Source organism: Nocardioides exalbidus, from assembly GCF_900105585.1.
Taxonomy (GTDB): domain Bacteria; phylum Actinomycetota; class Actinomycetes; order Propionibacteriales; family Nocardioidaceae; genus Nocardioides; species Nocardioides exalbidus.
In genome coordinates, this window is record NZ_FNRT01000002.1 from 282,391 (window position 1) to 308,098 (window position 25,708).

The 25,708-nt window shown below is 72.1% G+C and carries 30 protein-coding genes; 13 read left to right on the forward strand and 17 right to left on the reverse strand.

The genetic code is table 11. From position 1 onward, the window contains the following. Positions 1 to 81: 81 nt before the first annotated feature. Positions 82 to 1,350, forward strand: coding sequence for an aspartate--tRNA(Asn) ligase (aspS, locus tag BLV76_RS01745; protein WP_090967584.1), 1,269 nt, complete (start codon positions 82 to 84; stop codon positions 1,348 to 1,350). On the opposite strand, the gene BLV76_RS01750 is transcribed toward aspS, so the two are convergent. From BLV76_RS01750 to BLV76_RS22355, 4 genes are read right to left on the reverse strand one after another with little or no spacing between them, the layout of a single operon-like run. Further along, complete coding sequence (locus BLV76_RS01750; protein ID WP_090967585.1) at positions 1,351 to 3,102, reverse strand: VanW family protein; 1,752 nt, start codon at positions 3,100 to 3,102, stop codon at positions 1,351 to 1,353. Positions 3,103 to 3,120: 18 nt separating this feature from the next. Further along, positions 3,121 to 3,474: a hypothetical protein gene (locus BLV76_RS01755; protein WP_090967586.1), complete on the reverse strand. Its 354-nt coding sequence runs from the start codon at positions 3,472 to 3,474 to the stop codon at positions 3,121 to 3,123. Then, positions 3,471 to 4,382 carry an N-acetyl-1-D-myo-inositol-2-amino-2-deoxy-alpha-D-glucopyranoside deacetylase gene (gene mshB, locus BLV76_RS01760; RefSeq protein ID WP_090967587.1) on the reverse strand — a complete coding sequence of 304 codons (912 nt, stop codon included), beginning with the start codon at positions 4,380 to 4,382 and terminating at the stop codon, positions 3,471 to 3,473. Before mshB ends, BLV76_RS01755 begins: the two co-directional genes overlap by 4 nt. A 4-nt stretch (positions 4,383 to 4,386) precedes the next feature. Then, positions 4,387 to 4,677, reverse strand: a complete 291-nt coding sequence (locus tag BLV76_RS22355) for a hypothetical protein (RefSeq protein ID WP_425433724.1) — start codon at positions 4,675 to 4,677, stop codon at positions 4,387 to 4,389. A 71-nt stretch (positions 4,678 to 4,748) separates the two neighbouring features. On the opposite strand from BLV76_RS22355, the gene BLV76_RS01770 reads away from it, so the two are divergent. After that, the gene (locus BLV76_RS01770; protein ID WP_090967589.1) at positions 4,749 to 5,867 is read left to right on the forward strand and encodes a hypothetical protein; all 1,119 of its coding nucleotides are present in this window, start codon (positions 4,749 to 4,751) and stop codon (positions 5,865 to 5,867) included. Positions 5,868 to 5,989: 122 nt separating this feature from the next. On the opposite strand, the gene BLV76_RS01775 is transcribed toward BLV76_RS01770, so the two are convergent. The 4 genes from BLV76_RS01775 to BLV76_RS01790 are packed head-to-tail and all read right to left on the reverse strand — an operon-like array spanning position 5,990 to position 9,928. Then, positions 5,990 to 6,808, reverse strand: coding sequence for a thioesterase family protein (locus tag BLV76_RS01775; protein ID WP_090967590.1), 819 nt, complete (start codon positions 6,806 to 6,808; stop codon positions 5,990 to 5,992). A 25-nt stretch (positions 6,809 to 6,833) separates the two neighbouring features. Then, positions 6,834 to 7,883: a glycoside hydrolase family 43 protein gene (locus tag BLV76_RS01780; protein WP_090967591.1), complete on the reverse strand. Its 1,050-nt coding sequence runs from the start codon at positions 7,881 to 7,883 to the stop codon at positions 6,834 to 6,836. Between the two features lie 18 nt (positions 7,884 to 7,901). Then, a complete protein-coding gene (locus BLV76_RS01785; protein ID WP_245734497.1) occupies positions 7,902 to 9,248 on the reverse strand; it encodes a cytochrome P450 in 1,347 nt (448 codons plus the stop codon). Then, positions 9,245 to 9,928, reverse strand: coding sequence for a lysoplasmalogenase family protein (locus tag BLV76_RS01790; RefSeq protein ID WP_090967592.1), 684 nt, complete (start codon positions 9,926 to 9,928; stop codon positions 9,245 to 9,247). The genes BLV76_RS01785 and BLV76_RS01790 overlap by 4 nt, the downstream gene beginning before the upstream one ends. Positions 9,929 to 9,951: 23 nt before the next feature. Here BLV76_RS01790 and BLV76_RS01795 point away from each other — a divergent pair, with 23 nt between their 5' ends. Genes BLV76_RS01795 through BLV76_RS01810 form a run of 4 tightly spaced genes read left to right on the forward strand, consistent with a single transcriptional unit; the run spans position 9,952 to position 13,335 of the window. After that, positions 9,952 to 10,296, forward strand: coding sequence for a DUF3054 domain-containing protein (locus BLV76_RS01795; protein WP_090967593.1), 345 nt, complete (start codon positions 9,952 to 9,954; stop codon positions 10,294 to 10,296). Then, the gene (locus BLV76_RS01800) at positions 10,283 to 11,491 is read left to right on the forward strand and encodes an MFS transporter (protein WP_217630231.1); all 1,209 of its coding nucleotides are present in this window, start codon (positions 10,283 to 10,285) and stop codon (positions 11,489 to 11,491) included. The genes BLV76_RS01795 and BLV76_RS01800 overlap by 14 nt, the downstream gene beginning before the upstream one ends. 31 nt (positions 11,492 to 11,522) lie before the next feature. Next, the gene (locus BLV76_RS01805; protein WP_245734498.1) at positions 11,523 to 12,449 is read left to right on the forward strand and encodes a carbohydrate kinase family protein; all 927 of its coding nucleotides are present in this window, start codon (positions 11,523 to 11,525) and stop codon (positions 12,447 to 12,449) included. Next, positions 12,433 to 13,335, forward strand: a complete 903-nt coding sequence (locus BLV76_RS01810) for a pseudouridine-5'-phosphate glycosidase (protein ID WP_090967595.1) — start codon at positions 12,433 to 12,435, stop codon at positions 13,333 to 13,335. Before BLV76_RS01805 ends, BLV76_RS01810 begins: the two co-directional genes overlap by 17 nt. 10 nt (positions 13,336 to 13,345) lie before the next feature. Here BLV76_RS01810 and BLV76_RS01815 read toward each other — a convergent pair whose 3' ends face one another. Next, positions 13,346 to 13,741, reverse strand: coding sequence for a YccF domain-containing protein (locus BLV76_RS01815; protein ID WP_090967596.1), 396 nt, complete (start codon positions 13,739 to 13,741; stop codon positions 13,346 to 13,348). A 47-nt stretch (positions 13,742 to 13,788) separates the two neighbouring features. Here BLV76_RS01815 and BLV76_RS01820 point away from each other — a divergent pair, with 47 nt between their 5' ends. Then, positions 13,789 to 14,208, forward strand: coding sequence for a VOC family protein (locus BLV76_RS01820; RefSeq protein ID WP_090967597.1), 420 nt, complete (start codon positions 13,789 to 13,791; stop codon positions 14,206 to 14,208). Then, on the forward strand, positions 14,205 to 14,792 hold the full coding sequence (locus BLV76_RS01825; protein WP_245734499.1) for a GNAT family N-acetyltransferase: 588 nt from the start codon (positions 14,205 to 14,207) through the stop codon (positions 14,790 to 14,792). Before BLV76_RS01820 ends, BLV76_RS01825 begins: the two co-directional genes overlap by 4 nt. Before the next feature lie 62 nt (positions 14,793 to 14,854). Here BLV76_RS01825 and BLV76_RS01830 read toward each other — a convergent pair whose 3' ends face one another. The 3 genes from BLV76_RS01830 to BLV76_RS01840 all read right to left on the reverse strand — a co-directional run bounded on the left by BLV76_RS01830 (position 14,855) and on the right by BLV76_RS01840 (position 17,831). Then, entirely contained in the window at positions 14,855 to 15,700 is an 846-nt protein-coding gene (locus BLV76_RS01830; protein ID WP_090967598.1) for an alpha/beta fold hydrolase, read from the reverse strand. 55 nt (positions 15,701 to 15,755) lie between these two features. Further along, complete coding sequence (locus BLV76_RS01835; protein WP_090967599.1) at positions 15,756 to 16,385, reverse strand: NADPH-dependent F420 reductase; 630 nt, start codon at positions 16,383 to 16,385, stop codon at positions 15,756 to 15,758. A 90-nt stretch (positions 16,386 to 16,475) separates the two neighbouring features. Further along, positions 16,476 to 17,831, reverse strand: a complete 1,356-nt coding sequence (locus BLV76_RS01840) for a ferric reductase-like transmembrane domain-containing protein (RefSeq protein ID WP_175539528.1) — start codon at positions 17,829 to 17,831, stop codon at positions 16,476 to 16,478. 189 nt (positions 17,832 to 18,020) lie between these two features. Between BLV76_RS01840 and BLV76_RS01845 the strand changes: the two genes are divergently transcribed. The 3 genes from BLV76_RS01845 to BLV76_RS01850 all read left to right on the forward strand — a co-directional run bounded on the left by BLV76_RS01845 (position 18,021) and on the right by BLV76_RS01850 (position 19,345). Beyond that, a complete protein-coding gene (locus tag BLV76_RS01845) occupies positions 18,021 to 18,263 on the forward strand; it encodes a DUF6458 family protein (protein WP_090967601.1) in 243 nt (80 codons plus the stop codon). Next, positions 18,260 to 18,397: a hypothetical protein gene (locus tag BLV76_RS22360; protein WP_175539529.1), complete on the forward strand. Its 138-nt coding sequence runs from the start codon at positions 18,260 to 18,262 to the stop codon at positions 18,395 to 18,397. Before BLV76_RS01845 ends, BLV76_RS22360 begins: the two co-directional genes overlap by 4 nt. Before the next feature lie 72 nt (positions 18,398 to 18,469). Next, a complete protein-coding gene (locus BLV76_RS01850; protein WP_090967602.1) occupies positions 18,470 to 19,345 on the forward strand; it encodes a serine/threonine-protein kinase in 876 nt (291 codons plus the stop codon). Positions 19,346 to 19,357: 12 nt separating this feature from the next. On the opposite strand, the gene BLV76_RS22365 is transcribed toward BLV76_RS01850, so the two are convergent. Next, complete coding sequence (locus BLV76_RS22365; RefSeq protein ID WP_175539530.1) at positions 19,358 to 19,957, reverse strand: RNA polymerase sigma factor; 600 nt, start codon at positions 19,955 to 19,957, stop codon at positions 19,358 to 19,360. A 106-nt stretch (positions 19,958 to 20,063) separates the two neighbouring features. Here BLV76_RS22365 and BLV76_RS22370 point away from each other — a divergent pair, with 106 nt between their 5' ends. Further along, on the forward strand, positions 20,064 to 20,672 hold the full coding sequence (locus tag BLV76_RS22370; RefSeq protein ID WP_175539531.1) for a hypothetical protein: 609 nt from the start codon (positions 20,064 to 20,066) through the stop codon (positions 20,670 to 20,672). A 59-nt stretch (positions 20,673 to 20,731) separates the two neighbouring features. On the opposite strand, the gene BLV76_RS01860 is transcribed toward BLV76_RS22370, so the two are convergent. Next, positions 20,732 to 21,040: an STAS domain-containing protein gene (locus tag BLV76_RS01860; protein ID WP_090967604.1), complete on the reverse strand. Its 309-nt coding sequence runs from the start codon at positions 21,038 to 21,040 to the stop codon at positions 20,732 to 20,734. Positions 21,041 to 21,236: 196 nt separating this feature from the next. Then, positions 21,237 to 22,763 carry an MFS transporter gene (locus BLV76_RS01865; RefSeq protein ID WP_090967605.1) on the reverse strand — a complete coding sequence of 509 codons (1,527 nt, stop codon included), beginning with the start codon at positions 22,761 to 22,763 and terminating at the stop codon, positions 21,237 to 21,239. A gap of 89 nt (positions 22,764 to 22,852) precedes the next feature. Here BLV76_RS01865 and BLV76_RS01870 point away from each other — a divergent pair, with 89 nt between their 5' ends. Continuing rightward, positions 22,853 to 23,518: a TetR/AcrR family transcriptional regulator gene (locus BLV76_RS01870; protein ID WP_090967606.1), complete on the forward strand. Its 666-nt coding sequence runs from the start codon at positions 22,853 to 22,855 to the stop codon at positions 23,516 to 23,518. A 10-nt stretch (positions 23,519 to 23,528) separates the two neighbouring features. Here the strand turns inward: BLV76_RS01870 and ychF are convergent, their stop codons facing one another. Continuing rightward, the gene (gene ychF / locus BLV76_RS01875) at positions 23,529 to 24,605 is read right to left on the reverse strand and encodes a redox-regulated ATPase YchF (RefSeq protein WP_090967607.1); all 1,077 of its coding nucleotides are present in this window, start codon (positions 24,603 to 24,605) and stop codon (positions 23,529 to 23,531) included. A gap of 99 nt (positions 24,606 to 24,704) precedes the next feature. Continuing rightward, positions 24,705 to 25,523 carry a M57 family metalloprotease gene (locus BLV76_RS01880; protein ID WP_139306438.1) on the reverse strand — a complete coding sequence of 273 codons (819 nt, stop codon included), beginning with the start codon at positions 25,521 to 25,523 and terminating at the stop codon, positions 24,705 to 24,707. Positions 25,524 to 25,708 lie beyond the last annotated feature (185 nt).

The following is a 25,708-nucleotide window of genomic DNA, read 5'->3' on the forward strand; positions in this document are numbered from 1 at the left end:
CGGGTGAGTCCGGCGAAGGTGTGGTGGCACCGCGACTTCGCCCCCGCCCACACCTCCAGGGCCTACGCCACTGGAGGACACATGAGGACGCTCTGCACATCACTCGCCACGGCCGAGACCGGCTCGGCCGTCACGCTCGAGGGCTGGGTCCACCGGCGTCGCGAGCTGGCCCGGGTCACGTTCCTGGTCGTGCGCGACCGCAGCGGGCTGGCCCAGGTCGTGCTGCCGCCGGGCACGCCGGTGCCACCCGAGGAGACGACCGTCCGGGTGACCGGCACGGCGACGGCCAACGCCCAGGCGCCCGGCGGGGTGGAGGTCACCGACGCGGTCGTCGAGCTGCTGACCGAGCCGGCGGAGACGCCGCCGGCCGAGCTCTGGCGACCGAGCCTGGACGTCTCGCTGCCGGTCCTGCTCGACCACGCCCCGGTGCTCTGGCGGCACCCCGCCCAGAAGGCCCGGTGGGAGCTGGCCGCCGCCTCGCTGCGCGGCTTCCGCGCGACGCTCGACGGCCTCGGGTTCACCGAGGTCGCGACGCCGAAGATCGTCGAGTCGGCGACCGAGACCGGCTCGTCGGTCTTCGAGGTCGACTGGTTCGGCCGGCCGGCCTACCTCGCCCAGAGCCCGCAGTTCTACAAGCAGCAGCTCGTCGGGGTCTTCGAGCGCGTCTACGAGGTCGGGCCGGTCTTCCGCGCCGAGCCGCACGACACCGTGCGCCACCTCGCCGAGTACCGCTCGCTCGACGTCGAGCTCGGCTTCGTCCGCGACCACCGCGACGTGCTCGCGGTGCTGCGCGAGGTGCTCGCCGGGATGGTGGAGGAGGTCGCGTCGGCCGACGAGGCCGTCGAGCGCACGGGCGCCCGCGTGCCCGTCGTACCTGCCGAGATCCCCGTCATCCACTTCGCCGACGCGCTCACGCTCGTCGGTGCTCCTGCCGACGAGCCCGACCTGGCGCCCGAGCACGAGCGGGCGCTCGGGGCGTGGGCGCTGGCCGAGCACGGCAGCGACTTCCTCGCCGTCGAGGGCTACCCGATGGCGAAGCGGCCGTTCTACACGCACCCCCAGCCCGACGACGAGCGGTGGTCCAACAGCTTCGACCTGCTCTTCCGCGGGCTCGAGCTGGTGACGGGCGGGCAGCGCCTGCACCGCGCGTCGGCGTACGACGCCGCGATCCGCGCGCGCGGCGAGGACCCGGCCGACTACCTGGCCTACCTGCAGGCGTTCCGCCACGGCATGCCGCCGCACGGCGGTTTCGCCATCGGGCTCGAGCGCTGGATCGGCCGGCTGGTGGAGACGGCCAACGTCCGGGAGGTCACGCTGTTCCCGCGCGACCTGCACCGGCTGGCGCCCTGATCAGCCGTCGGTGGCGTCGGGGTTGGTGCAGATGACCGTGTCGCTGGGGGTGTAGGTCGTGTGGAACGTCTCGTCGCCGCGGGTCTCGGTGTTGGCGCCGACGGGCCGGAAGTATCGGACGACGTCGATGTCGAAGCCGCCGTAGCCGGTGTTGGGGTGGCACTGGACGGTGTCGACGCGGCGCGTCTTCGGCTTCGTGAGGTTGTAGCGCTCGCCCGTCGAGTCGGTGATGTCCCAGTACTTCGTCGACCACATGCTCACCGTCGCGACGCCGGACGACGAGGGTGTCGACGGGGTGACGTTGGCCTGGATGAGGACCCCGTAGGGCGTGTCGTTCTTGAACCTCAGGTCCACCGCACCCCAGGCCACCGTCGCCTCTCGGCCGACCGGGTAGCGGTCGATGTAGAAGGAGTGCGGCTTGTGCTCGACGTCCTCGAGGCCGGCGTAGAACATCGCGTTGAACGTCGTCGTCGCCATCTGCGAGACGCCGCCTCCGAGGTCGGTGACGAGGATCCCGTCGTTGATGACGTAGCCCTCGGTGAAGCCGTTCTCCTCCGTGCGCTCGCCGACGGTGTCGTTGAGCGAGAAGGTCTCCCCCGGCTTGAGCAGCGTGCCGTTGATGAGCTCGGCGGCGCGGCCGATGTTGACGTTGCGGTACTCCGCGTAGGGGAAGTAGGTCGTGAAGCTCGAGACCCGCTCCTTCACCTGCAGCGCGCGTGCGTCCTTGGTCGTGAACGCCGGCTGCGCGACCTTGGCGTCGAGGGTGAGCGTGCGCTCGCCCTGGGGCTTGGCGACGGCGTCGAGGAAGCCGTCCTCGAGCTGCTGGTCGTCGAAGGTGACGCCGGGCCTGGCCGGGATCACCTGCGGCCGGCCGTCCACGAGCGCGACGCTCGCGTCGACGGCCGCGCCGGCGGTGACCTTCGAGCCGACGACCTCGGTGAGCTTCGCCGCGTCGAGGGTCGGCACCAGCTCGCCGTCGGTCGGCACCAGGCTCAGCGCCTCGGTGTAGTCGGCCGGGAAGACCTTCACGTCCGAGCCGTCGAAGCTGAGCGTCACGGGCGCCGCCACCGCCGGGGAGGCGAAGGTGTCGAGGGCCTCCTGGACGTCGCTCGCGTCGATGTCGGGGACGACGTCGGTCAGCTCCAGGGCGACGACGGCGGGGTCGTCCTGGAGGTACGCCGCCCGCAGCGCGGTCAGCGTGTCGCTCGGGTCGAGTGCCTTGCCCGTCGTCGGGTCGGTCTTCGCGATCTCGGCGCCCTCGAAGGTGACGGTGCCGTCCACCGCGGGCGTGCCGTGCTGCTCGTCGAGGGTGGCCAGAGAGGTCTGGTAGGCCGCCTCGTCGACGGTCACGACGGCGTCGAGCGCGTCGCCGCCGGTGAAGTAGTTCCAGAGCCGGACGGGGTCCCAGCTCTCCTCGCCACCGGCCTCGGCGACCGAGGCGTCGTAGTCGACGCGCAGGCCGAGCGCGGCCGGGTCGACCTCTGCGTCCTCGCCGCCGATCGTGGTGGCGATCGGCCGGTTCACCTTGTCGGCGAGCCCGGCCTCGAGCCGCTGCGCGGCCTCCGCCTGGGAGTGGCCCCCGATCCGGACGCCGGAGACCGTGGTGTTGCGCGGGACCTTGTCACCGGCGGCGTAGTGCGCAGCGGCGTACAGCCCCCCGAAGACGACGACCAGCCCGAAGAGCAGCCAGAAGACGACCTTGGCACCCGCCTTGTCGCGGGGCTGGTCAGTGCTCGGCGGCTTCTGGGACACGCGGCGAGTGTAGGCAGGTCAGGCGTGAAGTCCGGGATCACCGGCGCGTCCCGGACCGTCGCCACGACCGGACATGACGGTCGCCAGCGCGGCGACCAGCAGGACGAACGAGCCGGCGATGAACGACCAGCCCTGCGCGTCGGAGGAGATCAGGAAGCCACCGGCCGGACGCTCCAGCGCCCCACGGAGGACCGGGACGCACCAGCCGAGCGCGAAGGCGACGCGTAGGGCGCCGGGCGGCGCCCACGCGAGCACCACCAGCCCGGTCACCAGCGCGAGGCCGAGCCCCCACCAGTGCTGGTGCAGGAGCGTGCCGGCCGCACCGGACACCGCGCCGACCACCAGTGCGACCGGGACGAGCAGTGCCCTCACAGTCCGGCGAAGAGGTCCTCCTCGAACCCGTCGGCGCCGACCTTGCCGGGCGTGCCCTTGACCAGTCGGAAGTACTCGTCCGACCACCACGAGTGGCCGCTCTCCGCGCCGGAGAAGAAGTGGCCGTCCTGCTCGACCTGGGTGTCGTGCTTGGCCAGGGCGTCCATCTTGCGCTGGACCTGGGCGGAGCCGTCGACGCGGGCGCTGATCAGCTCGTCGGGCGTGACGAAGGGCGGCAGCTTGCCGTCGGGCTCCATGCCCTTGAACGTCTCGGTGTCGCCCGACTCGCGCAGCTGGCGCAGGCTCTCGCGCATGCGCGACTCGCTCATCGCGGTCCAGTAGATCTTCGCGACGTCGTGGGGCTCGCCGAGGTCGAGCTTGTAGGACGGGGCCGCCGCCAGCTGGGCGGCGTACATCGCGACGCGGTGGGCCTGGATGTGGTCGGGGTGGCCGTAGCCGCCGAACTCGTCGTAGGTCACCAGCACCTGCGGGCGGACCTCGCGGAGCACCTTCACCAGCTCGTCGGCGGCCGCGTTGAGGTCGGCGGTCCAGAAGGCGTTGTCGGGGATCGACTCCGCCGGGATGGCGTGGCCGTCCTCGTGCCAGGCCATGCCGGAGTCGTGGAAGCGGCCGAAGCCCCCGAGGAAGCGGTGGTCGGTGACGCCGAGGACCTTCATCGCCTCGTCGAGCTCACCACGCCGGTGCTCCCCGAGGCCGCCGTCCTTCTCGAAGGCGAGGTACTCCAGCTCCGGGACCAGCACCTCCCCCATCTCGCCGGCCGTGCAGGTCACGAGGGTGACGCCGACGCCCTCGTCGACGTAGCGGGCCATCGTGGCCCCGGTGCCGATGCACTCGTCGTCGGGGTGGGCGTGGACGAGCACGATGCGGTGGTCGGGCGTCTCGGTCATTCACTCAGCCTAGGTCGGGGCGCTTGATCCTCTTCGGCGCCGTCGGGAGGTGCAACGGCGGGAGGGGGTCGCTGTGTTCCCCCGCGGGATCGTCCTCGTCGAGCCACCCGTCGTGGGTGTCGACGAGGACCTCGAGCATGAAGGCCGGGGCGTCGCTCACCACCGCCCACGGGTGGTCCTCGTCGTCGTCCTCGCCCGCCAGCCGCTCGCGCTCGACGTGCGCCTCGAAGCCGTCGGCCACCAGCCGCGCGACCACCGCCCGCGCGTCGTCCTCGTCGAAGAAGATCGCCCTCACGCCGTCCATCCTCCCGCCCGCCGGGCTCCGGGCCCGCATCCGGTGCGGACCACCGAGGCTAGGGTCGGGGCATGTCGACAGCGTCGGAGTCGCCGTTCGTGCAGGGGATCCACCTGCAGCGCACCGACGAGAACATCCGCGAGATCGACGCGCTGGCCGGGCTGGTGGGCACGCCGACGGGGCTGGGCGGGCTGCTCGACGACCTGAAGTACGCCGTCCGCCGCTCGCGGGCGCCGCGGCTGCTGGGGCGGGCGGTGCGCGAGGCGTGGCGCTGGGACGACTACGACGAGCGCGACGAGCTCTGGTACCCCCAGGGCATCTCGACGAGTGCGGACTCCTCCGACACCGAGGCCGTGCTCACTCCTGAGGGCGAGGGCCGGCGGGTCGTGGTGACGACCTGGTACTCGACCGGCAAGGACGGCATCAAGCGCGGGTCGCGGGTGACGTTCGTCGACCTCGACTCCGGGCGCTACCGCCACGTGCTGCTGGTCTCGCCTGTCTTCGACAAGGCCGGCAACCTCACCCTGCGGCCGATGAACATCCACGCCGGCGGCATCGTCTGGGCCGGGCCCTACCTCCACATCGCGGCCACCGGCCGCGGCTTCGTCACCGCACGGGTCGACGACATCATGCGGGTGGCCGGCGACGACGACCACCCCGACGAGCTCGGCATCGACGGGACGTCCCTCTACTCGTTCGGCCACCGCTACGTGCTGCCGGTGCGCTTCACCTACCAGGCCTTCACCGACGACGGCCACGAGAAGCTGCGCTACTCCTTCATGTCGCTCGACCGCCGCTCGGACCCGCCCGGCCTGATCGCCGGCGAGTACGCCCTCGGCGCCACGGCCACCACCCGGCTCGCGCGCTACAGGCTGGACCCCGCGACGTGGCAGCTGGCCGTCGGCGACGACGGCTTCTCGCGTCCCCTGGCGGTCGACGACGGCGGCGTACGCCAGATGCAGGGCGCGGTCATCGCGTCCGGGCGCTACCACGTGACGGTGTCGCACGGCCCGTGGACGCCGGGCAGCATGTACGCCGGTGAGCCGGGGTCGATGAAGCGGCACCGCTGGGCGCTCCCGATGGGACCGGAGGACCTGTCCTACTGGCCGTCGACCGACCGGCTCTGGTCGCTCACGGAGCACCCCCGCCGCCGCTGGATCGTGTCGATGGACCGGGCCTGGTTCGACTGACTCGCCCCTGACTCGCCACTGAGTCTCTCGGCGACTCAGGACCGAAAGGCGCAGGTCAGGGGCCCGACACGCCCGGGACTCGCTCGTGAGTCTCTGGGAGACTCACGAGCCAGTGCGCCGGTTCAGGGTCGCGGCTGCATGGCGAGCTGGCGGCTCTGGGCGACGAGGCGACCGGCCGGGTCCCAGACCTCGCAGTCCTCCTCGAAGAGTCCGCCGGCGACGTTGCGGGTGCGGTGCGAGACCTTGAGCCAGCCGGGCTCCGGGACCGCGCGGACGTGGACCGTCAGCGCGAGGGTCGGCGCCCAGCCGGGGCGGCCGAGGTCGAAGGTGACGGGCGGGAGCGCGTCGCACACCATGAGCAGGCCGACCGCGTCGAGCGGGTGTCCGTCCGCCATCTTCAGCCACGCCTGGATGTGCCCGTTGCCGCTCGGCTTCCCCATCGCCCACCCGATGCAGGCCGGGTCGAAGCGCAGGTCGAAGCGGTCCATCACCGGCGCGATCCGCCGGGTCTCCGCAGGTGCCATCGAGCCCGGGACGCACTCCTCGAGCGGCGGCAGGGCGGGCTCGACGGCGGTGGTCGACACGTCGGTCGGCATCTCCCGCAGGTCGGCGTACGTCGCGAGCACGGAGATCCTCGTCGTGCCCTCCTGGCCGAGCTCGGCGGCGACGGTCGCGACGGTGCCGCCCTCGCGGAGCACGCGGGTCGAGACCTGCGCGGGGCCGGGGCGCGAGGCGGAGAGGTAGGAGGCGCTCACCGAGAGGGGGTGCGGCTTGGTCGGCAGCGTCTCGGCGATCGTGCGGCCGACGACGCCGAGGACGTAGCCGCCGTTGACGCCACCACCGACGACCCACCCGGGGTCGAGCGTCGCGTCGAAGAGGCCGTCGCCGGCCGGGGTGATCGCGGTGTGCAGGTCCCACTCGGACGCGGTGGAGGAAGCCATGCGGCGAGCCTAGGACCGGCCCCGGTCAGCGGGGTCGGAGCCAGCCGGTGACCTCGGGCACACCGTCGACCCACCGCAGCCGGGCGGCGTACATCGACCGGCGTCCGCGCTCGCGCGGCTTGTGGTCCCACTTGCCGCGCCCGACGCAGGGCAGCGCCGTGCCGCGACAGGTCCAGCCGTGGAGGAAGACGAGGTCTCGACCGCCGCGACCGGAGACGAGGTCGGCACCGCCGGGACCGCACAGCCGGGTCGAGTCGGTGTCGAGCAGCACGCCCGACGCGGGTGCCGTCCAGTCGAGCAGCGTCGCGGAGCGGAACCAGGACGTCCGGTAGGTGCACTTCGTCCAGTCACCCTCCGACGCGAGCAGCACGTAGCCACCGTCGCGACGCACGAGCACCGGGTTCTCGACGACGTCCGCCGAGCGCAGCAGCTCGACGCTGGTGGCGTCCGGCTGCACGGCCTGCCCGTCCCGCGTCAGCGCGACGATGCGGATCGTCGAGGGGGTGCGATCGGTCTTGTAGAGGAGGTACGACGACCCGTCGGCGTCGCGGAACCACGACGGGTCGATGACTCCGGCGCGCGGCAGCGTCGGGTCGCGTGGCAGGAGCTGGTCCTGCGCCGCGGGTGCGTGGGCGTACGACGGGCACACGAGCGGCCGCGAACCCACCGGTCGGAACGGCCCGCGGGCCGACGACGAGCGCGCGACGCCGATGCAGCGGCCGTGCTCGCCGATCCCGCGCACGGGCGTCGCGTAGTAGAGCAGCCACCGCCCGCCCACCCGCGCGACGTCGACCGCCCAGACTCCTCCGTCGCGCGACCACTTCGGCCGCTGCGTGAGGAGCGAGGCGCCGCGCTGCCACGGTCCGTCGGCGCGGCGCGACCACGCGTGCGGCACGCGGTCGCCGGTGGCGTACGCGACCAGGCCGTTCGGCGTCGAGACGACGGCGGGGTCCGGGAAGTCGACGTCGAGCACCGGCCGCGGGATCGGATCGGCGGAGAAGGCAGGCCCAGCGACGGCGAGCAGGAGTGCGCACGCCAGCACCACGAGCAGGCGGTGGGCTCCCCGGTCAGGCACCGGCGGAACCTATCGCGGTCAGGGCCGCAACGTCGCCGGAAGCGACTCGAATCCCCTCAGGATGCGGGTCTCGCGGCGCCGGGCGCCGGGCTCGAGCCGCAGGTCGGGGTAGCGCTGCCAGATCGCGCGGAGCCCGACCTCGCCCTCCATCCGGGCCAGCTGGGCACCGAGGCAGTGGTGGCGGCCGGCGGAGAAGGCGATGTGGTCGCGCGCGTTGGCGCGGCCGACGTCGAAGCGCAGCGGGTCGGCGAAGACCTCGCGGTCGCGGTTGGCCCCGCCGAGGATCGCGGTGACCATCGACCCCGCGCGCACCTCCTGCCCGGCGAGCACGGTGTCGCGCACGGCCATCCGCCCGGTCAGCAGCACCGGCGGGTCGAGCCGCAGCGCCTCCTCGACGACGTTGGGCCACAGCGCCGGGTCGGCGGTCACGCGGGCGCGCTCGTCGGGGTGGTCGTGGAGCAGGGCGATGCCGTTGCCGAGCAGGTTGACCGTGGTCTCGAAACCGGCGGCCAGCACCAGCCCGGCGGTCGCGCGGAGCTCGGTCTCGCTCAGGCCCTGCCCGTCCTCCTGGACCGTCACCAGCTGGCTGAGCAGGTCGTCACCCGGGTGGCGGCGCAGGTGCTCGAGGTGGTCACCGAGCCACGCGTCGAACCGCGCGAGCGCCCGGTTGACCGAGCGGTAGCGGCCGTAGCCCAGTCCGAGGTCGAGGCTCGGCGCAGCAGCCTGGCCGAACTCGAGCACCCGCGCCCGCTCGTGCTCCGGCACCCCGAGGATCTCGGCGATCACGGTCACCGGCAGCACCGCGCAGTAGGCCTGGACCAGGTCGACCGGCCGGTCCGCGCGGTCCGCCAGCCCGTCGAGCAGGTCCGCCGCGATCTCCTCGGTCCGCTCGCGCAGCCGCTCGACGGCGCGCATCGTGAAGACCCGGGTGACGAGCTTGCGGTAGCGGGTGTGGTCGGGCGGCTCGGTCACCAGCAGCGACGGCGGCGCGACGGGGTGCAGCGTCGTCGGCGCGGCCCACCGCGAGATCCGGCCGAGCAGGCCCTCGTCGGCCGGGAAGCCGGTGCGGAAGTCGTCGCTGGTCAGGACCTGGCGCACGGCGGCGTGGCTCGTGGCGACGTAGCCGATCCGCGAGCGGTAGAGCGGTCCGCTCGCCCGGATCTCCTCGATCAGGTCGAAGACCTCATCGGTGCCCATCGACCCGACCCGGATCAGCCTCGCCTGGAGGTCACCCCGGCCCGCGGCGCGGCGGAGGAACAGCGTCGGGAGTCCGTGGGAGACCCCCCAGTGCACGCCCGAGCGCACCTCCCGCCCGACCGTCCGCCCGACCATCCGTGGGGCCGGGGGCGCGGCGAGCGACGTCATGCCCTCGACTGTAACCCCGGGTTACGTTCCGGAACAGAGACCCGCGAGCGCACCGCGAATACCAGCATCGTCTGCCCCACGACGTACGTCAGCATCACCCAGAACGCGTGCGCCGGGAGGTCGACGCCGGCGAAGGCGTGCAGCGCGATCAGCGCGTCGGAGAGCATGAAGACCGCACCGCCGATCCCGCCCACCCGGCCCAGGCCGGTGGCGAGCGCGGCCATGGCGGTGATCGCGGCACCGTAGACCGCGATCGGGATCGTCTGCGAGCCGGCGTCGTCGTAGCAGAGCCGCATCAGGACCAGGTAGGCCACGAGGTAGAGCAGCCCGAGCGGCGGTCGCGCCCCCGGCGCCTGGGCGCGGAGGGGACGAAACGCGAGGACGTAGGCCACCTGGGCGAGGAGGAAGCAGCCGACCATCGACCCGAAGGCGGCGTCGCCCTCGAGGAAGCGCGGCACGGTGTCCCCGAGCCACGAGAAGAAGAGCGCCACCAGCGTGAGCCGCACGAGGAGAGGCCGCGGAGCAGCGGTCCCGGCCACCAGCACCGCGGCCAGCGCGGGCATCAGCAGCGGCTGGGTGAGCGACGCGACCGCGCCGTCGGGGGCGGCCAGCTGCGCGCCGAGGTGGACGACCGTGAGCGCGACGAGGACGGCGTACGAGACCGCGCGCTGGACCAGCATGGCGGCAGCCTAGGGTCAGGGACATGTGGCTGGTGGTCGATCTGGTGCTCGTCGGGATCTTCGCGGTGATCGGGCGGCTCAGCCACTACGGCACCCTGACCGCGGGCGGCTGGTGGACCACGGCGTGGCCGTTCCTCGCCGGGACCCTGGTCGCCTGGGCGGCGCTCACCGCGACGCGTCGAGCGCCCGCGGCCTTCACGTCGGGGATCGTCGTGTGGATCGGCGCGCTCGTCGGCGGGATGCTGCTGCGCCACGCGAGCGGACAGGGCACGGCGACGTCGTTCGTCGTGGTGGCCACCCTCGTCCTCGGGGCGCTGCTCGTGCTGCCGCGGGTCGTGCCTAGAGTCGGTGCACGTGTCCGACGCTGACTCCCGATCTCGCGCTTCATCGCTCGTCCCGTTCGGCGTCCTCCTCGCCGCGGTCGTCCTCGTCTCCGTCAACCTCCGCCCGGGTGCCTCCTCGCCGGGGCCGGTGCTGGAGGAGGTACGCGACGGGCTGGGCATGAGTGCCGGCATCGCAGGTGCGATGACGGGCCTGCCGGGGCTCTGCTTCGGCCTCGTCGGCGCGCTCGCCGTCGGCTTCGCGCGACGCGTCGGGATGACCGCGGCCGTCGCGATCGGGCTCACCGCGGCTGCCGCCGGCCTGCTGCTCCGCGTCACCACCGACAGCGTCCCGCTCTTCCTCGTCCTCACGGTCGTCGCCCTCGCCGGCATGGCGATCGGCAACGTGATCGTCCCGGCCTGGATCAAGGCGCACGGCCACGCGGTGGTGCTGATGACCGTCTACGGCACCGGCCTGGTCGTCGGCGGCACGATCGGCTCGCTGCTCACCGCGCCCGTCACGGAGTCGACCGACTCGTGGCGCACCGGCCTCGGGATGTGGGGCGTGATGCTGCTGGTTGCGGTCCCGCTGTGGGTCGGCCTGGCGCTGCGCGAGCGCCGCTCCCCCGTCGAGCACGCCGTCAGCGGTGAGGCCCCGCCGAGCGGCCGGATCATCCACTCGCGCACGGCCGTCGGCCTGACGGTCCTCTTCGGCGTGCAGTCGATGCACGCCTACGTGCAGTTCGGCTGGCTGCCGACTATCTTCCGCGACGCCGGTCTCTCGGCCTCGGCGGCGGGCGCGCTCCAGGCGCTGCTGTCGGCGGTCGGCATCGTCGGAGCGCTCTTCATGCCGACGGTCATCGCCCGCAGCAAGGGCCTGCACGGCTGGATCTGGTCCTACGGCATCACCCTCGCCCTGGGCTACCTCGGCCTCCTCCTCGCCCCGGCGACCGTGCCGTGGCTGTGGGCCCTGCTCCTCGGCTACTCCGGCCTCGCCTTCCCGACCGCGATCGCCCTCATCACGGCCCGCACCCGGCACCCGTCGGTGACCGCCCAGCTGTCCGGCTTCGTCCAACCGGTCGGCTACGCGCTCGCCGCGATCGGGCCCTTCGTCGTCGGGCTCATCCACGACGCGACGGGCGGCTGGTCGCTGGTCATCGTGCTGCTGGCGCTGACCTCGGTCCCGCTGACCCTCGCCGGCCTCCGCGTCGCCTCGCCGTCGTACGTCGACGACGAGCTCTGACCTCACCGCCCCACGTGTCAGGATCTGCCCCGTGAAGCAGTGGGTGGTGGTCGTCGGCGGTACCAACATGGACGTCGTCGCGCGCACGTCCGCGCCCCTCGTGCCCGCCACCAGCAACCCCGGCCGGACCCGCATCTCGCCCGGCGGCGTCGGCCGCAACATCGCCGCCTGCCTCGGCCTGCTCGGTGCACCCGTGCGACTGGTGTCGGCGGTCGGCGACGACACCTTCGGCGACGAGGCGCTCCGCGTGACCGCCGCGTGCGGCGCCGACGTGTCGGCCGTACGCCGGGCGCCGGGGCGGACCGGCACCTACACCGCCGTCCTCGACGAGCGCGGCGAGCTGGTCTCGGCCGTGTCCGACATGGCGATCGTCGACGAGCTCGAGCTCGACACCCTCCACCTCGACGACGCCGCGCTCGTCGTCGTCGACGGCAACCTCTCGCGTGCGCAGGTCGAGAAGGTCCTCGCCGCGGCGTCGGCGGCGGACGTGCCCGTCGCCTTCGAGCCGGTCTCGGTCGCCAAGGCCGGCCGGCTCCACGACCTCGTGCGCGGGCTCTTCCTCGTCACGCCGAACTCCGACGAGGTCAGCGCGCTCACCGGTCGCTCCCGCGATCCGTGGGCCGGCATCCACGACCTGCACGCCCGCGGCAACGAGCACGTCTGGCTGCGCGAGGGCGTACGCGGGTCCTACGTCTGCCGGGCCGGGCTCCCCACCGTCCACCTCCCGGCGATCCCGGTCGAGGTCGTCGACGTCACCGGTGCCGGCGACGCGATGCTCGCCGCCTGGGTCGCCGCGTGGCTGCGCGGTGCCGACGCCGTCGAGGCCGCCCGCGACGGGCACCGCGCGGCTGCCGCCACGATCACCAGCCCCGACACCGTCCGTGCCGACCTGGCCCAGGCGATGGCCGCCTTCGAACCCCCCACGCCCCGAGAGGTCACCGATGCTCACGATCACTGACGAGGTCCGCGACGCGCTGGCGTCCGGGCAGCCCGTCGTCGCGCTGGAGAGCACGATCATCAGCCACGGCATGCCCTACCCGCAGAACGTCGAGATGGCGCGCACCGTCGAGGGCATCGTCCGCGACGGCGGCGCCGTGCCCGCGACGATCGCGGTGCTGCACGGCAGGCCGACGATCGGCCTCTCGGCCGACGACCTCGAGCTGCTCGCCTCCGACGACTCGGTCATCAAGGTCTCCATCCGCGACCTGCCCTACGTCGTCTCGCGCGGCCTGCACGGCGCGACGACCGTCGCCTCGACGATGCGGCTGGCGGCCCTCGCCGGGATCGGCGTGTTCGTGACCGGCGGGCTCGGCGGGGTGCACCGCGGCGCGGAGACGTCGTACGACGTGTCGGCCGACCTCACCGAGCTGTCGACCACCTCGGTCGCGGTCGTGTGCGCCGGCGTGAAGAGCATCCTCGACATCGGCCTGACCCTGGAGAAGCTGGAGACCCTCGGGGTGCCGGTGCTCGGCTACGGCACCGACGAGTTCCCGTCGTTCTTCTCCCGCTCGTCGGGCTTCGGTGCCCCGATGCGCGTCGACACCGCCGGCGAGGTCGCCGCGCTCATGCAGGCCAAGTGGGACCTCGGGCTCGCCGGCGGCGTCGTCGTCGCCAACCCCATCCCTGCCGAGGCGGAGATCCCCGCCGACGAGATCGGCGCCATCATCGAGCAGGCGCTCGGCGACATGGACCGGCTCGGCATCCGCGGCAAGGACGCGACGCCCTACCTCCTCGGCCGTATCGTCGAGATCACCGACGGCGAGTCGCTGAAGGCCAACATCGCGCTCGTCGAGCACAACGCGCGCCTCGGCGCCGCCATCGCGCGGGAGTACGCCGCGCGGTGAGGTGGCGGGCTCAGCGCACGTCGAACTCGCCCCGGCGCGTCGGCACGATGTCCTTGCCGAGCGGGGCGAGCGAGATCGGGATCAGCTTGAAGTCGGCCAGGCCGAGCGGGATGCCGATGATCGTGATGCACAGCGCGATGCCCGACAGGACGTGCGCGATCGCCAGCCACCACCCGGCGAGCACGAACCAGATCACGTTGCCGAGGAACGAGCCGACACCCGCCGACTGCTTGGCGACGACGGTCCGGCCGAAGGGCCACAGCGCGAAGACCGCGATCCGGAACGACGCGACGGCCCAGGGGATCGTGATGATCGGGATGCAGAGCAGCACTCCGGCGAGGACGTAGGCGAGGAACAGCCAGAACCCGCCGAGCACCAGCCAGATGAGGTTGAGCAGCAGTCGCACGAGAACGATCCAAGCAGACTCCGACGGCACAGTGCTTTGATCGGGGCATGGCCTCCCGACTCACCGAGCTCTCGATCGACTGCCACGACCCCGACCTGCTGGCGGAGTTCTGGACCGCCGCGCTCGACTGGGTCGTGATCGATCGCGAGGCGGAGGGTCTCGTCGAGATCGGACCCGAGCGGGTGAGCGACCAGGCGCTCCTCGACGCCGTGCGGTCCGGGCCGGTGGCCCCGACGCTGTTCCTCGCGAAGGTGCCCGAGGACAAGGTCACCAAGAACCGGATCCACTTCGACCTCTCCCCCGTCGACCGCTCCCGCGACGAGGAGGTCGATCGGCTGCTGGCCCTCGGCGCGACGCAGGCCGACGTCGGACAGACCGGTGACGAGTCGTGGGTCGTGCTGGCCGACCCGGAGGGCAACGAGTTCTGCGTGCTCCGCAGCCTCGCGCCGGGACACTTCTCGTTGTGACCGTGCCTCCCCAGCCGTCTCCCCCGCTGCCCCTCCGCCTGCCGCTCGAGACCGCACGCCTCCTCCTCCGGGCGCACCGGATGTCGGACCTCGACGACCTCGTCCGCTTCCACGGTGACCCCGAGGTCGTGCGCTTCGTGCCGTGGCCGGTGCGCGACCGAGCGGCCACCGAGGAGACGCTGCGGGTCAAGCTCACCCAGACCGAGCTCGTCGCCCACGGACAGTGGCTGGTGCTCGCCGTCGAGGTCCGCGACACCGGACGGGTCATCGGCGAGGTCCTGCTCAAGTGGGCCTCGGACCGTCAGGGCGAGCTGGGGTTCGCCCTCGCCCGCGACGGACAGGGGCAGGGGTACGCCGCCGAGGCCGCCACCGCGATGCTCCGCCTCGGCTTCGACGGGCTCGGCTTCCACCGGATCACCGCGGTCTGCATCGCGGAGAACGACGCCTCGGCCCGGCTGCTGGGTCGACTCGGCTTCCGGCAGGAGGCCCGGCTCGTCGACAACGTCCACTTCAAGGGCGCCTGGGCGACCCAGCTCGTCTTCGCGATGCTCGAGGACGAGTGGCGGTCCTCCGGGCGTCGCTAGGTCAGAGCCCGCAGTCCACGCCGTGACGATCGCGGTCGTGGCACGTGCAGCTGCCTCCGAGGTCAGCCCTCGGGGATGAAGTCCTTCAGCACGGCAGCGAACCGGTCGGGGTCGTCGAGGTGCGGGAAGTGCCCGGCACCCTCGAAGAGCTCGACGCGACAGCCGGGCACGGCCTGCTGCACGCTGAGCGCGTGCCAGGCGGGGATCATCCGGTCCTTCGAGCCCCACACGACCAGGGTGGGCGGCGGAGCGACGTCCGCGAGGTGGTCGTGCGCGCTGATGCTCTGGCCGCCGAAGTCGATCACGGCGCGCGTGGTGGCCAGGAAGGCCCGGCGTGACTCGCGGTCGCCGAGGGAGGTGAACCCGCGCCAGATCGCGCCGACGTCGGCGCCCGGGCGCCAGCCGATCCTCTGCGCACCGCGTCCGACGGCCTCGACCCGCTCCAGGACGGGGGCGGAGGCGATGACGCTGAGCACCTGCGCGGCGCCCGGCAACGTCGCCGAGCGCAGGACGAGGTTCACCTCTCGCCCGAGACCGCCGCTCGAGACCAGCACGAGGCACTCCACGCGATCGGGGAACAGGTAGTGGAACTGCATCGCGATGCCACCACCCAGCGAGTGCCCGACGAGCGTGACCCGCTCGATGCCGAGGCGGTCGAGGAGGTCACGCAGGGTCGCCGCGTGCGAGCTCAGCGAGTAGTCACCCGTCGGCTTCGCCGAGTCACCGTGCCCGAACAGGTCCGGCACGACGACACGGTGGTCGTCGTCGATGCGGTCCACCAGGCGTGACCACTGCCGCTGCGACCCCAGGATGCCGTGGATGAACAGCACCACCGGGCCGGTGCCGCTGTCGACGTACGACAGCTCGTGCCCGTGGAGCTCGAGCTTCTGCGGGGTCAGGCGGTCCATGGTCGTCATCCTTGCCGCACTCGGCGGGGAGCTGGTCGCGTCACGGTGGAGGGTGTCAGCCCGCGGCCACGGCCGCGCGCATGCCCTCGGCGTCGAGCTCGGCGCCGTACGCCGGCTTGTCCCGCTCGAAGCGCTTGCCCTCGGCCAGCGGACCGGCGTCGACGACGTCGAAGCCGAAGGAGTCGATCAGGTCGGTGACGACCTGCTTGGCGTCCGCGTCGTCGCCCGCGATCGCGAGGGCGCGCCGGTCGGCCGCACCGGAGGGGCGACCCTCGGTCACGATGTGCGCGGCCTGGATCGCATTGAACGCCTTCACGACCTTCGAGGTCGGCAGGTGCTCGGCCAGCATCTCGCTCACCGTCGTACGACCCTCGTCGAGCTCGGGGTAGTGACCGTCGCGCTCGAAGTAGTAGTTGTTGGTGTCGATGACCACCTTGCCCGCGAGGGGCTCGACCGGCACGTCGAGGTAGGCCTTGAACGGCACGGTCACCACGACCAGGTCGCCGGCCTCGGCCGCCTCCTGCGCCGTCGCCGCCCTCGCCCGGTCGCCGAGGTCCGCCACCAGGTCGGCCAGCGTCTCCGGTCCGCGTGAGTTGCTGAGCACGACGTCGTGGCCCTGCTCGATGGCGCGCCGCGCGATCGCCGTGCCGATGTGTCCACTGCCGATGAGTCCGATGGTCGTCATGACAGTGGAACGCCTGCGGCTGCCCGGTGTTCCCCCGGCAGGCCCGTTGTGCGGACACTCACAGTGGTCCACGCCCTGGCCCCGGGTGGCTCACCAGCCGAACTCCTCGGTGTGCACGTCCCGGTCGGCGACCCCGGCCGCCCTCGCCGCGCGGCGTACTGCCGCCGACCACCCGAACGGCCCGCAGACGACCACGTCGCACTCGAGCAGGTCCGGCACCAGGCGCAGCAGCACCTCGTGGTCGGAGCCGTCGACGCCCTCGGGCAGCCACGACCCGTGTGCACGCCGGGGGCCGGACAGGACCGTCATGTCCATCCGGCGCTGCGCCGCGAGCTCGTCCAGCTCGTCCCCGAGGAGGACGTGTCGCGCGTCCGGGACGCGGTGGAGCAGCGTCACCTCCCCCGGCGCGAACCTGCCACCCTCGACCAGTGCCCGGAACGGGGTGATCCCCACGCCCGCGGCGAGCAGCAGGAGCCGCGGGTGGCGACGCGGCAGGTCACCGAGCGCGCCGTACGGACCCTCGACGGCCACCCTCGTCCCGGGCCGCAGCCCGGCCGCGTGCCGGCCACCGTCGCCGTCCGTCGAGACGGTCACCCGCAGCCTGCCACCCGACGGGGCCGACGACAGCGAGTACGGGTGACCGCGCAGGCCGGCGCGGCCCGCGAGGAACCGCCAGACGAGGAACTGACCCGGCTGCGCGCCCAGCTCGTCCAGGTGCCGGCCGGTCATCTCGATCGACACGACGCCCGCCTGCTCCTGGCGGACCCGATCGACCCGGAGGTCCGAGCGCCACGTCCGGTGGAGCGGCACGAGGACGCGGAACCACACGAGTCCGGCCAGCGCGACGAGGTAGAGGCTCCACCAGTAGACGCCGGTCCAGCCCCGACCGAGCTCTTGGCCCACGAGCTGGTGCGGCAGCGCCATCGCCATGCCGACGTAGGCCCAGAGGTGGAGCAGGTGCCAGGTCTCGTAGCGCAGCCGGCGACGGACCTCGAGGATCGACGACACCACGACGAGCAGGACCATCACGGTGCCGAGACTGGCGGCCCACATCCACGGCTCCGTGACGAACAGCCGGTACAGCGCCGAGCCCGTGCGCTCGGGCTCGTGGGAGACGCGCTGCACCACGAACAGCAGCACGTGCAGCAGCATCAGCCAGACCGACCACGTGCCGAGGTGTCGGTGCCACCGGGTCAGGACCTGGCGTCCCCAGGCCCGCTCGAGCCACGGCAACCGGGCCAGGAGCAGCACCTGGAGCAGCATCAGGTTCGCCGACCACAACCCCGTGGCGTCCGCCTCCTGGAGCCGGGGCGTCAACGGATCGGTGAGGTAGCCGGTGAGCTCGCCGAGGGAGCGATAGGCGATCGAGGTGGTGACGACCAGCGTGGCGACGCCGCCCAGGAGGAGCACCCGGGCGATGGCCCGGTCGACCGTCGCGTGTCGCACCGCGCGAGTGTGGCACGGCGTACGACGACTTCCGCCGGCTCCGTGGCGTCGCGCGACCGTCCCGCCCCTGAGGGTGGTTTCGGTCCCGGCCTGTAACGGCGCCGTGCCGTCGTCACATGACATCAGCGAGGAACTACCTCGGGCGCTGCGGCGCCGTTGCCTGGCCCCTCGGGCCGCGAAGGAGTTGTCATGGGATACGGGTTCGGAGGATTCCTCCTCGTCGTCGGACTGGTGCTGGCCCTGGCCGTCGACGAGAGGGTCAGCGGGATCGACCTCACGATGGTCGGCTGGATCATGGCCGCGGTCGGCGCCGTGCTGATCGCGATCACCGCCGTCACCTGGAACACGGGCCGCCGCTCCCGCGCCGTGCAGACCGTGACCCACCCGGACGGATCACAGACGGTGCGCGAGAACCGGACCGACAACCTGTGAGGCGCCGTCCCACGCACCGCCAGGACATCTCACCCATCTCACTGCCCACGGAGGCACCTGCCATGAACACACGCACCATCGCCATCGTCGCGCTCGTCCTCGTCGTCATCGTCCTGGCCTTCCTGCTCCTCTGACCGGTCCTGCACCAACGAGCACGGTGGGGGAGGTCTGATGTCACGCTGGTCAGAACCGTCTGGCACGCACCGGTGACGCACACGAACGCCGAGCACCCGCGGGTGCTGGGCGGGCGGTACGACGTCATGGACCTCATCGGCCGTGGCGGGATGGCGCGCGTCTACCGCGCGCGCGACCGCGTCCTGGGCCGGGACGTGGCCGTGAAGGTCGTCAGCGACGTGAGCGGCGACGTCCGCGACCAGTTCGTCAACGAGGCGCGCCTGCTGGCCCGGCTGTCGCACGAGTCGATCGTGACGCCGTACGACGCCGGACTCGACGACACCCCACCCTGGCTGGTCCTCGAGCTCGTCGAGGGCCAGCCACTCTCCCAGGTGCTCGCCCGAGGACCGCTCGACCCCGTGGTCCTCGCCCGCCTCGCGACGCACATCGCCTCAGGGCTGGCGCACGCCCACGCGGCCGGGGTCGTGCACCAGGACGTCAAGCCCGGCAACGTGATGGTCACCTCGACCGGCCAGGCGCGGCTCACCGACTTCGGCGTGGCTCGCCTCATGATCGGCGACACGTCGATCGAGGAGGACGGCCGCGTCGTCGGCACCGCGGCCTACATCGCTCCGGAGCAGCTGCGTGGTGACTCCGTGACAGGAGCCGTGGACGTCTACGCGCTGGGCCTGCTGATGCTCGAGGCGCTCACCGGCGAGCGCACCTTCAGCGGCGCGTCGGCGGAGGCGGCGATGGCGCGGCTGCATCACGGCCCGCTCATCCCGACATCGCTGCCGCGAGGGTGGCCGTCACTCCTGGCGAGCACGACGGCCCTGGATCCGGACAACCGGCCGAGCGCTCGGGACGTCGCCTCGCGTCTGAGCAGCCTCGGACTGGGACGGACGACGCCCGGTGGCGTCGACACGCTCACCTTCCCGGCTCTCGACACGACCAGCACCGCCACCTGACGACGACGCTCCTCACGACGAGACGTTCGTCGCCACGGGCCCGGCCGCGGACCCTGCTGCCTCACCCTCTCCGTCGAGGACCGTGCGCAACCGACCCAGCGCCCGGTGCCGGGCCACGCGCACGGCCGTCGGTTTCATGCCCAGCGCCCGAGCGGTCGCGGCGACGTCCAGGCCGGCGACGTCGATGCACGCCACGACCTCGGCCTCCCGCGGGCTGAGGTGGCCGAGCAGCTCTGCGACCGCCTCGTCGTGCTCGACCATCGCGGCAGGCGCGTTCGCGGCCTCGCCGCCGCGATCACCGAGGAGCAACGGCTCGACCGGGTCCGTGCGCCGGCGGACGCCCGTGCGGTGCTGGTTGGTGGAGTGGTTGCGAGCGATGGTGAAGAGCCAGCCCCCGAAGTCCTCGTCCGATCCGCTGAACTCGTGCATCTTCGACGCCGCGGTGAGCCACGCCTCCGCCACCACGTCCTCGGGCGAGGACGCCCAGTCCGATCGCGGGAGCACGCGCACCAACGCGGTGATGCGCGCACTGTGCAACCGGTAGAGACCACGCCAGCCCCACTCCTCGCCGGCACGTGCCGCCGAGACCAGGTTGCTGGATGTGCGTCTCACCGTCGTCGCTTCTCGTCGGAAGTCATCGGCCCGGAGACGATGACGGGTGGGGCTGATCGGGGACCTGCAGCGTAACGATCCCGCGAGTCCGTGACATGTTGTGCACGTGGGAAGGATCAGATCACGAGCCGACGTCTCGCGCCTGCTGCGCGCGCCACGGCCGCCTGCCGACCCCGGCGACGAGCTCGCGTCGCGCCTCGCGGGCCTGGCCGCGGCTTCGCGACCAGCGCCGGCCGCGCGGCGACGCACCCGGCGACGAGCGGCCGTGCTCGGCGCCACCGCCACCGCCCTGGCGCTGAGCGGCGGCCTCGGCGCCGCGTACGCCGTCGGGCTGGTCGAGACGCCCTGGACGCCGACCCGACCGGCGCCGGCGGAGTCCCCGACGGTCAGCACGGAGTCGGCCACCCCGACGCCCACCTCCCCCACGCCGACAGCCGAGCCGTCGACGCCACCTTCCGACACCCGTGACCGCGGACATGGGCCCAAGCCCGGCAAGCACCACGGCCCCAAGCCCGGCAACGGGCCCAAGCCGGGCAACGGCCACGGCCCCAAGACCAACAACGGCCACGGCCCCAAGACCAACAACGGCCACGGCCCCAAGACCAACAACGGCCACGGCCCCAAGACCAACAACGGCCACGGCCCCAAGACCAACAACGGCCACGGCCCCAAGACCAACAACGGCCACGGGCCCAAGACGGGCCGCAAGCGCTGACGTGCAGTGACCGTGGACGCCCGCTGATCGCCGGACCGTTGCGGAGTACCTCGCCCAGCTCACCGGGTGAGGTGTCGGGTCCTCCCGGACTCCAGGGCCGCGAGGTCGGCGCGGAAGGGCCGGCTGCACCCGGTCAGGGTCAGGGCGGCGCGGGCGTCGATGGCCGCGCCACAGCACCGTTCGAGGCCGGCGACCCCCTCCGGGCTGGCCGACGTCACCCGCGTGAGGTCGATCCCGATGAACCGCGATCCCTGACGCAGCGCCGCGTCCACGCGTCGCCACAGGTCGTAGCCCGCCACGACGTCCAGGCTGCCGTCGACCTCGATCGAGGTCGTGCCCGCGAGGGCGAATGCCGTGACGTGGTGCATGGAGGACCTGCTCGGACATAGGTGGGCGTGCGTGGTCCCGACCCTACGAGACGAGCCCAGCCGTGGTGTGCGGTTCGCAGGATGTTCACGAGCTCGACCCCGGGCGTACGCCGCCCCCGCCGGGCGGCTCGTTCGTGGGCTCGGCCGGATGGAGGGGGGGCGGGCACCGCCGACGAGCGAGCCTCGCGCCCCGGCGTCAGCCGCCGACCACCTCGCGGACCGCCAGCTCGCTCTCGCCGAGCGGGTCGTAGCGGGTGCCGGGCAGCACCGCCCACGCGAGGACGGAGCCCGCGAGGCACATCAGCCCGATCACCAGGCACCCGCGCGAGAGCCCGTCCATGAAGGCCACCTCCATCGCCCTCGCGACGCCGGGCACCTGCGTCGCGAGGGCGTCGGTGAAGCCGACCGAACCCCGGGCCGACTCCAACGTCGCCGGGTCCAGCCTTCCCTGCAGCAGCTCGACCAGCTTGGCGCCGTACAGCGAGGAGAAGAGCGAGCCGACCACCGCGACCCCAAGCGTGCCGCCCAGCTCGCGTGTCGCGTCGTTGACGGCCGATCCCACGCCGGCACGCGCGGGCGGCAGCACCTGCATGATCGACTCGGTCGCCGGTGTGGTGATGAGGCCGAGGGCCAGGCCCATCATCACCATCTGCGGCACGATCGTCGTGGCGTAGGAGACGTCGACGTCGAGCGTGGAGATCCACAGGAAGGCCGTCCCCAGCAGCGCCAGTCCGGTGCCGACGACCGCCTTGGTGCCCACCCGGGGCGCGAGCTGGCCGCCGGCGACCGAGGCGACCGCGATCGAGATCGCGACGGGCAGGATGCGTACGCCGGTGCCGAGCGCGGAGTAGTCGCGCAGGAACTGGAAGAACTGCGTGATGAGGAAGATGAAGCCGAAGAGGGCGAAGAAGGCGATCGTCACCGACGCGCACGCCGCGCTGAACCGGCGGTCGAGGAAGAGGGTGACGTCGAGCATCGGGTGCTCTGCCGCACGCTCGACCGCGACGAAGACCAGCGCGAGCAGACCTGCGACCACGAACCCGGTGACGGTGGTGACCGACGCCCAGCCGTGCTCGGGCGCCTCGATGATCGTCCAGGTGAGGCTGCCGAGGGCGGCCACCGAGGTCGCCAGGCCGAGCAGGTCGAGCGGCGGCACCGACGGGTCGCGGGACTCCGGCACGAAGGCCAGCGTCATCGCGATCGCGATCACCCCGACGGGCACGAGTGCCCAGAACACGCTGTGCCAGGTGAAGTGCTCGAGCAGGAAGCCGCCCGAGATCGGGCCGAGCGCCACGCCCATGCCGACCGCGGCACCCCAGATCCCGAGGGCAGTGGCGCGCTCGCGCCGCTCGGTGAACGCGTTGGCGATCACCGACAGCGTCGTGGGGAAGATCAGCGCGGCGCTCATGCCCATCACGACGCGCAGCGCGATCAGTGCCTCCACGCTGTCCACGAGCGCGGCCAGCCCGCTGCTGGTCGCGAAGGCCGCGAGGCCGACGACCAGGGCCGGACGGCGGCCGAACCGGTCGCTGAGGCTGCCCATCGCGAGCACGAGGGCAGCGAAGGCGAGGTTGTAGCCGTCGACCACCCAGAGCAGGTCGCGGGTGCCAGCGTCGAGCTCGCGGGCGAGGCTCGGCAACGCCACGTTGACGATCGTGGTGTCGAGGTTGATGGTCAGCGCGGCCAGGCAGACGGTCGCGAGCAGGGCGGCCTTGCGGTTCATGGCGACTCCAGGAGGGGGTGATGTTGTCGGCGGTAACATCAGCGTGCACCCACGATGTGACCACTGTCAACATCGACTAGGATCGGAGCGTGTCCGCCACCCCCTACCACCACGGCAACCTCCGCGACGCGCTCGTCGAGGCCGGCGTGGACGTCGTGCGTGACGGTGGGCCGGAGGCGCTCTCGCTGCGCGAGCTGGCCCGCCGGGTCGGCGTCTCGCACGCAGCGACGTACCGCCACTTCGCCGACCGCGAGGCACTCGTCGACGCGGTCGCGGAGCGCGCGCTCGCCTCGCTCGTGGCCGAGGTGCACCACCGGCTCGACACCGTCGACGACCCCGACGAGGTGACCCGTGCGCGACGCCGGCTCGTGGAGATCGGGGTCGGCTACGTCGCGTTCGCGATGACCGAGAGCGGGTTGTTCCGACTGCTCTTCACCGCCTACCCCGACGCCCCCGGCGGCAAGGACGACAAGGGCGACCCTGCAGGCGACGACCCCTACGGCATGCTCAACCAGGCACTCGACGACCTGGTGGAGGTGGGCTACCTCGACGCGCGCGAACGAGCGGGGGCGGACGTGACGTGCTGGTCGGCGGTCCACGGCTTCTCGGTTCTCAACGTCGAGGGACCGTTGCGTGGGCTGTCGCCGGCCGATCGCGACGCAGCCCTGTCGACCCTGCTGCTCGGCATCGATCGCGCCTTCGGGGCCGGAGGGAGCTGGCCCGAGCTCGCGCCGGTGGGGCTGGCGCGGGGCTGACCTGCTCCCGTCAGACGTTGAAGCGGAACTCCACCACGTCGCCGTCGGCCATCACGTAGTCCTTGCCCTCCATGCGGACCTTGCCGGCCTCGCGCGCCTTCAGCATCGAGCTCGCGGCCATCAGGTCGTCGAAGGAGACGACCTCGGCCTTGATGAAGCCCTTCTGGAAGTCGGTGTGGATGACACCGGCGGCCTCGGGAGCGGTGGCGCCCTTGCGGATCGTCCAGGCCCGCGTCTCCTTGGGACCGGCGGTCAGGTAGGTCTGGAGGCCGAGCGTGTCGAAGCCGACGCGGGCGAGCTGGTCGAGCCCGGACTCGGTGATGCCCATCTCGGCGAGCATCTCGTGCGCGAGGTCGTCGTCGTCCATCTCGGACAGGTCCGACTCGAACTTCGCGTCGAGGAAGATCGCCTCGGCCGGCGCGACGATCTCGCGCATCTTGTCCTTGAGGGCCTCGTCGGCGAGCTCGTCGGAGTCGCAGTTGAAGACGTAGATGAAGGGCTTGGCCGTCAGCAGCGACAGCTCGCGCAGCAGCGAACGGTCGATGTCGGTCGCGATGACCGGCGTGCCGGACTCCAGCGCGTCCTTGGCGGCGACGGCGGCGTCGAGGTTGGCGACGAGCTCCTTGACCTTGCGCGACTCCTTCTCCAGCCGCGCGATAGCCTTCTCGACCGTCTCGAGGTCGGCGAGGATCAGCTCGGTCTGGATGGTGGAGATGTCGTTGGCGGGGTTGACCTCGCCGTCGACGTGGGTGACGTCCTCGTCGCGGAAGACACGGGTGACCTGGCAGATCGCCGCGGACTCGCGGATGTGGGCGAGGAACTTGTTGCCGAGGCCCTCACCCTGGGAGGCGCCGCGGACGATGCCGGCGATGTCGACGAACTCGACCGTCGCGGGCAGGACCTTCGCCGACTCGAAGACCTCGGCCAGCCTCGCGAGGCGCTCGTCCGGTACGCCCACGACCCCGACGTTGGGCTCGATCGTCGCGAACGGGTAGTTCGCCGCGAGGACGTCGTTCTTGGTCAGTGCGTTGAAGAGGGTCGACTTGCCCGCGTTGGGGAGACCGACGATGCCGATGGTGAGAGCCACGGGCCGGGAGTCTACGGGCGCGGCACCGACTGGGACCAAATAGGAAGAGGGGCCCGGCCGGCTGGCCGAGCCCCTCGCTCCGGATGCGTCGGTGACGCGTCAGGAGCCGTAGACCGACGCGACCCCTTCGCGGTCGGTGTCCGTCATCGACAGGTCGCTCGACGAGCCGTTGCACTGGGGGTAGTGCATGATCGAGGAGGAGTCGTACGGCGTCAGCGGACGCCAGTTGTTGTCCTCGAAGCAGGTGCCGGCCTCGGGCCGCGTGTGCTCGTGGCGGAAGCCCAGCACGTGGCCGAGCTCGTGGGCGAGGATGTTGCTCGGCGTCCAGGAGCCCGAGGTCCAGATCGAGTCGTCGACCAGCACGTTCTGCTGGGAGGACGGGCTGCTCGGGAAGAAGGCGCGCGCGATGTACTGCGTGGTCTCGGTGGGCTCCACCGAGAAGAGGACCGCGCTGTTGGAGGTCGTGCAGTTCGCGTCCGCGGACGGGACGTAGGTGAAGTTCACGCCGCTCGAGGCGGCTTCCCACTGGCCCGCGCCGGACTGCATCGCCGCGACCATGTCGGCCTTGTCGGCACCGAAGTCGTCGCTGACGCAGTAGCTGAGGTTGGCGGCCTGGCTGGCCGACCAGAGGTCGTCCGCGCCGCCGACGGTGTTGACCACGAGGGACTGCGAGTCCGTGTCGCGCGAGTTGACCATGCGCTCGTAGTAGTCACGCAGCTCGTTGCTGGTCGCGATCGTCTCGTCGCCGTTCACGACGTACTGACCCCCTACGTCCTGGAACGTGGCGGCCCTGAACTCCTGGAAGGTCGGCACGTCCTCCTGGGCGCGGGCGGCGTTGGCGCCCGGCACCATCGAAAACGCCAGGGCGGTGACCCCGAGGCTGGAGGCTGCGATCCGACTGATCCTGCTCGTCAACATTGCTTCACTTCTTCCGGTTGGATTCGGTTGGCTCTTCCAACCTCTCCGGTCTAGACCGGATTGCGAAAGGTGAACGGACGGTCAGGAAATTGCAGTGCACAAACTTGCAAAACGGCGATGGTCTGCGCAGGGGCATGCAGAACTGCACATCTTCACCACGCGCCACACCGTTCCGCCGCACCGTC

What these genes read in the sequence shown, in the direction of transcription:
- BLV76_RS01810 (WP_090967595.1), top strand. Translation starts at nt 12,433, where the DNA reads ATGCTCACGATCACTGACGAGGTCCGCGACGCGCTGGCGTCCGGGCAG.
- aspS (WP_090967584.1), top strand. Translation starts at nt 82, where the DNA reads ATGAGGACGCTCTGCACATCACTCGCCACGGCCGAGACCGGCTCGGCC.
- BLV76_RS01785 (WP_245734497.1), bottom strand. Translation starts at nt 9,248, where the DNA reads ATGACGTCGCTCGCCGCGCCCCCGGCCCCACGGATGGTCGGGCGGACG.
- BLV76_RS01775 (WP_090967590.1), bottom strand. Translation starts at nt 6,808, where the DNA reads ATGGCTTCCTCCACCGCGTCCGAGTGGGACCTGCACACCGCGATCACC.
- BLV76_RS01790 (WP_090967592.1), bottom strand. Translation starts at nt 9,928, where the DNA reads ATGCTGGTCCAGCGCGCGGTCTCGTACGCCGTCCTCGTCGCGCTCACG.
- mshB (WP_090967587.1), bottom strand. Translation starts at nt 4,382, where the DNA reads ATGACCGAGACGCCCGACCACCGCATCGTGCTCGTCCACGCCCACCCC.
- BLV76_RS01835 (WP_090967599.1), bottom strand. Translation starts at nt 16,385, where the DNA reads ATGACGACCATCGGACTCATCGGCAGTGGACACATCGGCACGGCGATC.
- BLV76_RS01865 (WP_090967605.1), bottom strand. Translation starts at nt 22,763, where the DNA reads ATGAACCGCAAGGCCGCCCTGCTCGCGACCGTCTGCCTGGCCGCGCTG.
- BLV76_RS01770 (WP_090967589.1), top strand. Translation starts at nt 4,749, where the DNA reads ATGTCGACAGCGTCGGAGTCGCCGTTCGTGCAGGGGATCCACCTGCAG.
- BLV76_RS01820 (WP_090967597.1), top strand. Translation starts at nt 13,789, where the DNA reads ATGGCCTCCCGACTCACCGAGCTCTCGATCGACTGCCACGACCCCGAC.
- BLV76_RS01795 (WP_090967593.1), top strand. Translation starts at nt 9,952, where the DNA reads ATGTGGCTGGTGGTCGATCTGGTGCTCGTCGGGATCTTCGCGGTGATC.
- BLV76_RS01845 (WP_090967601.1), top strand. Translation starts at nt 18,021, where the DNA reads ATGGGATACGGGTTCGGAGGATTCCTCCTCGTCGTCGGACTGGTGCTG.
- BLV76_RS01860 (WP_090967604.1), bottom strand. Translation starts at nt 21,040, where the DNA reads ATGCACCACGTCACGGCATTCGCCCTCGCGGGCACGACCTCGATCGAG.
- BLV76_RS01880 (WP_139306438.1), bottom strand. Translation starts at nt 25,523, where the DNA reads ATGTTGACGAGCAGGATCAGTCGGATCGCAGCCTCCAGCCTCGGGGTC.
- BLV76_RS01830 (WP_090967598.1), bottom strand. Translation starts at nt 15,700, where the DNA reads ATGGACCGCCTGACCCCGCAGAAGCTCGAGCTCCACGGGCACGAGCTG.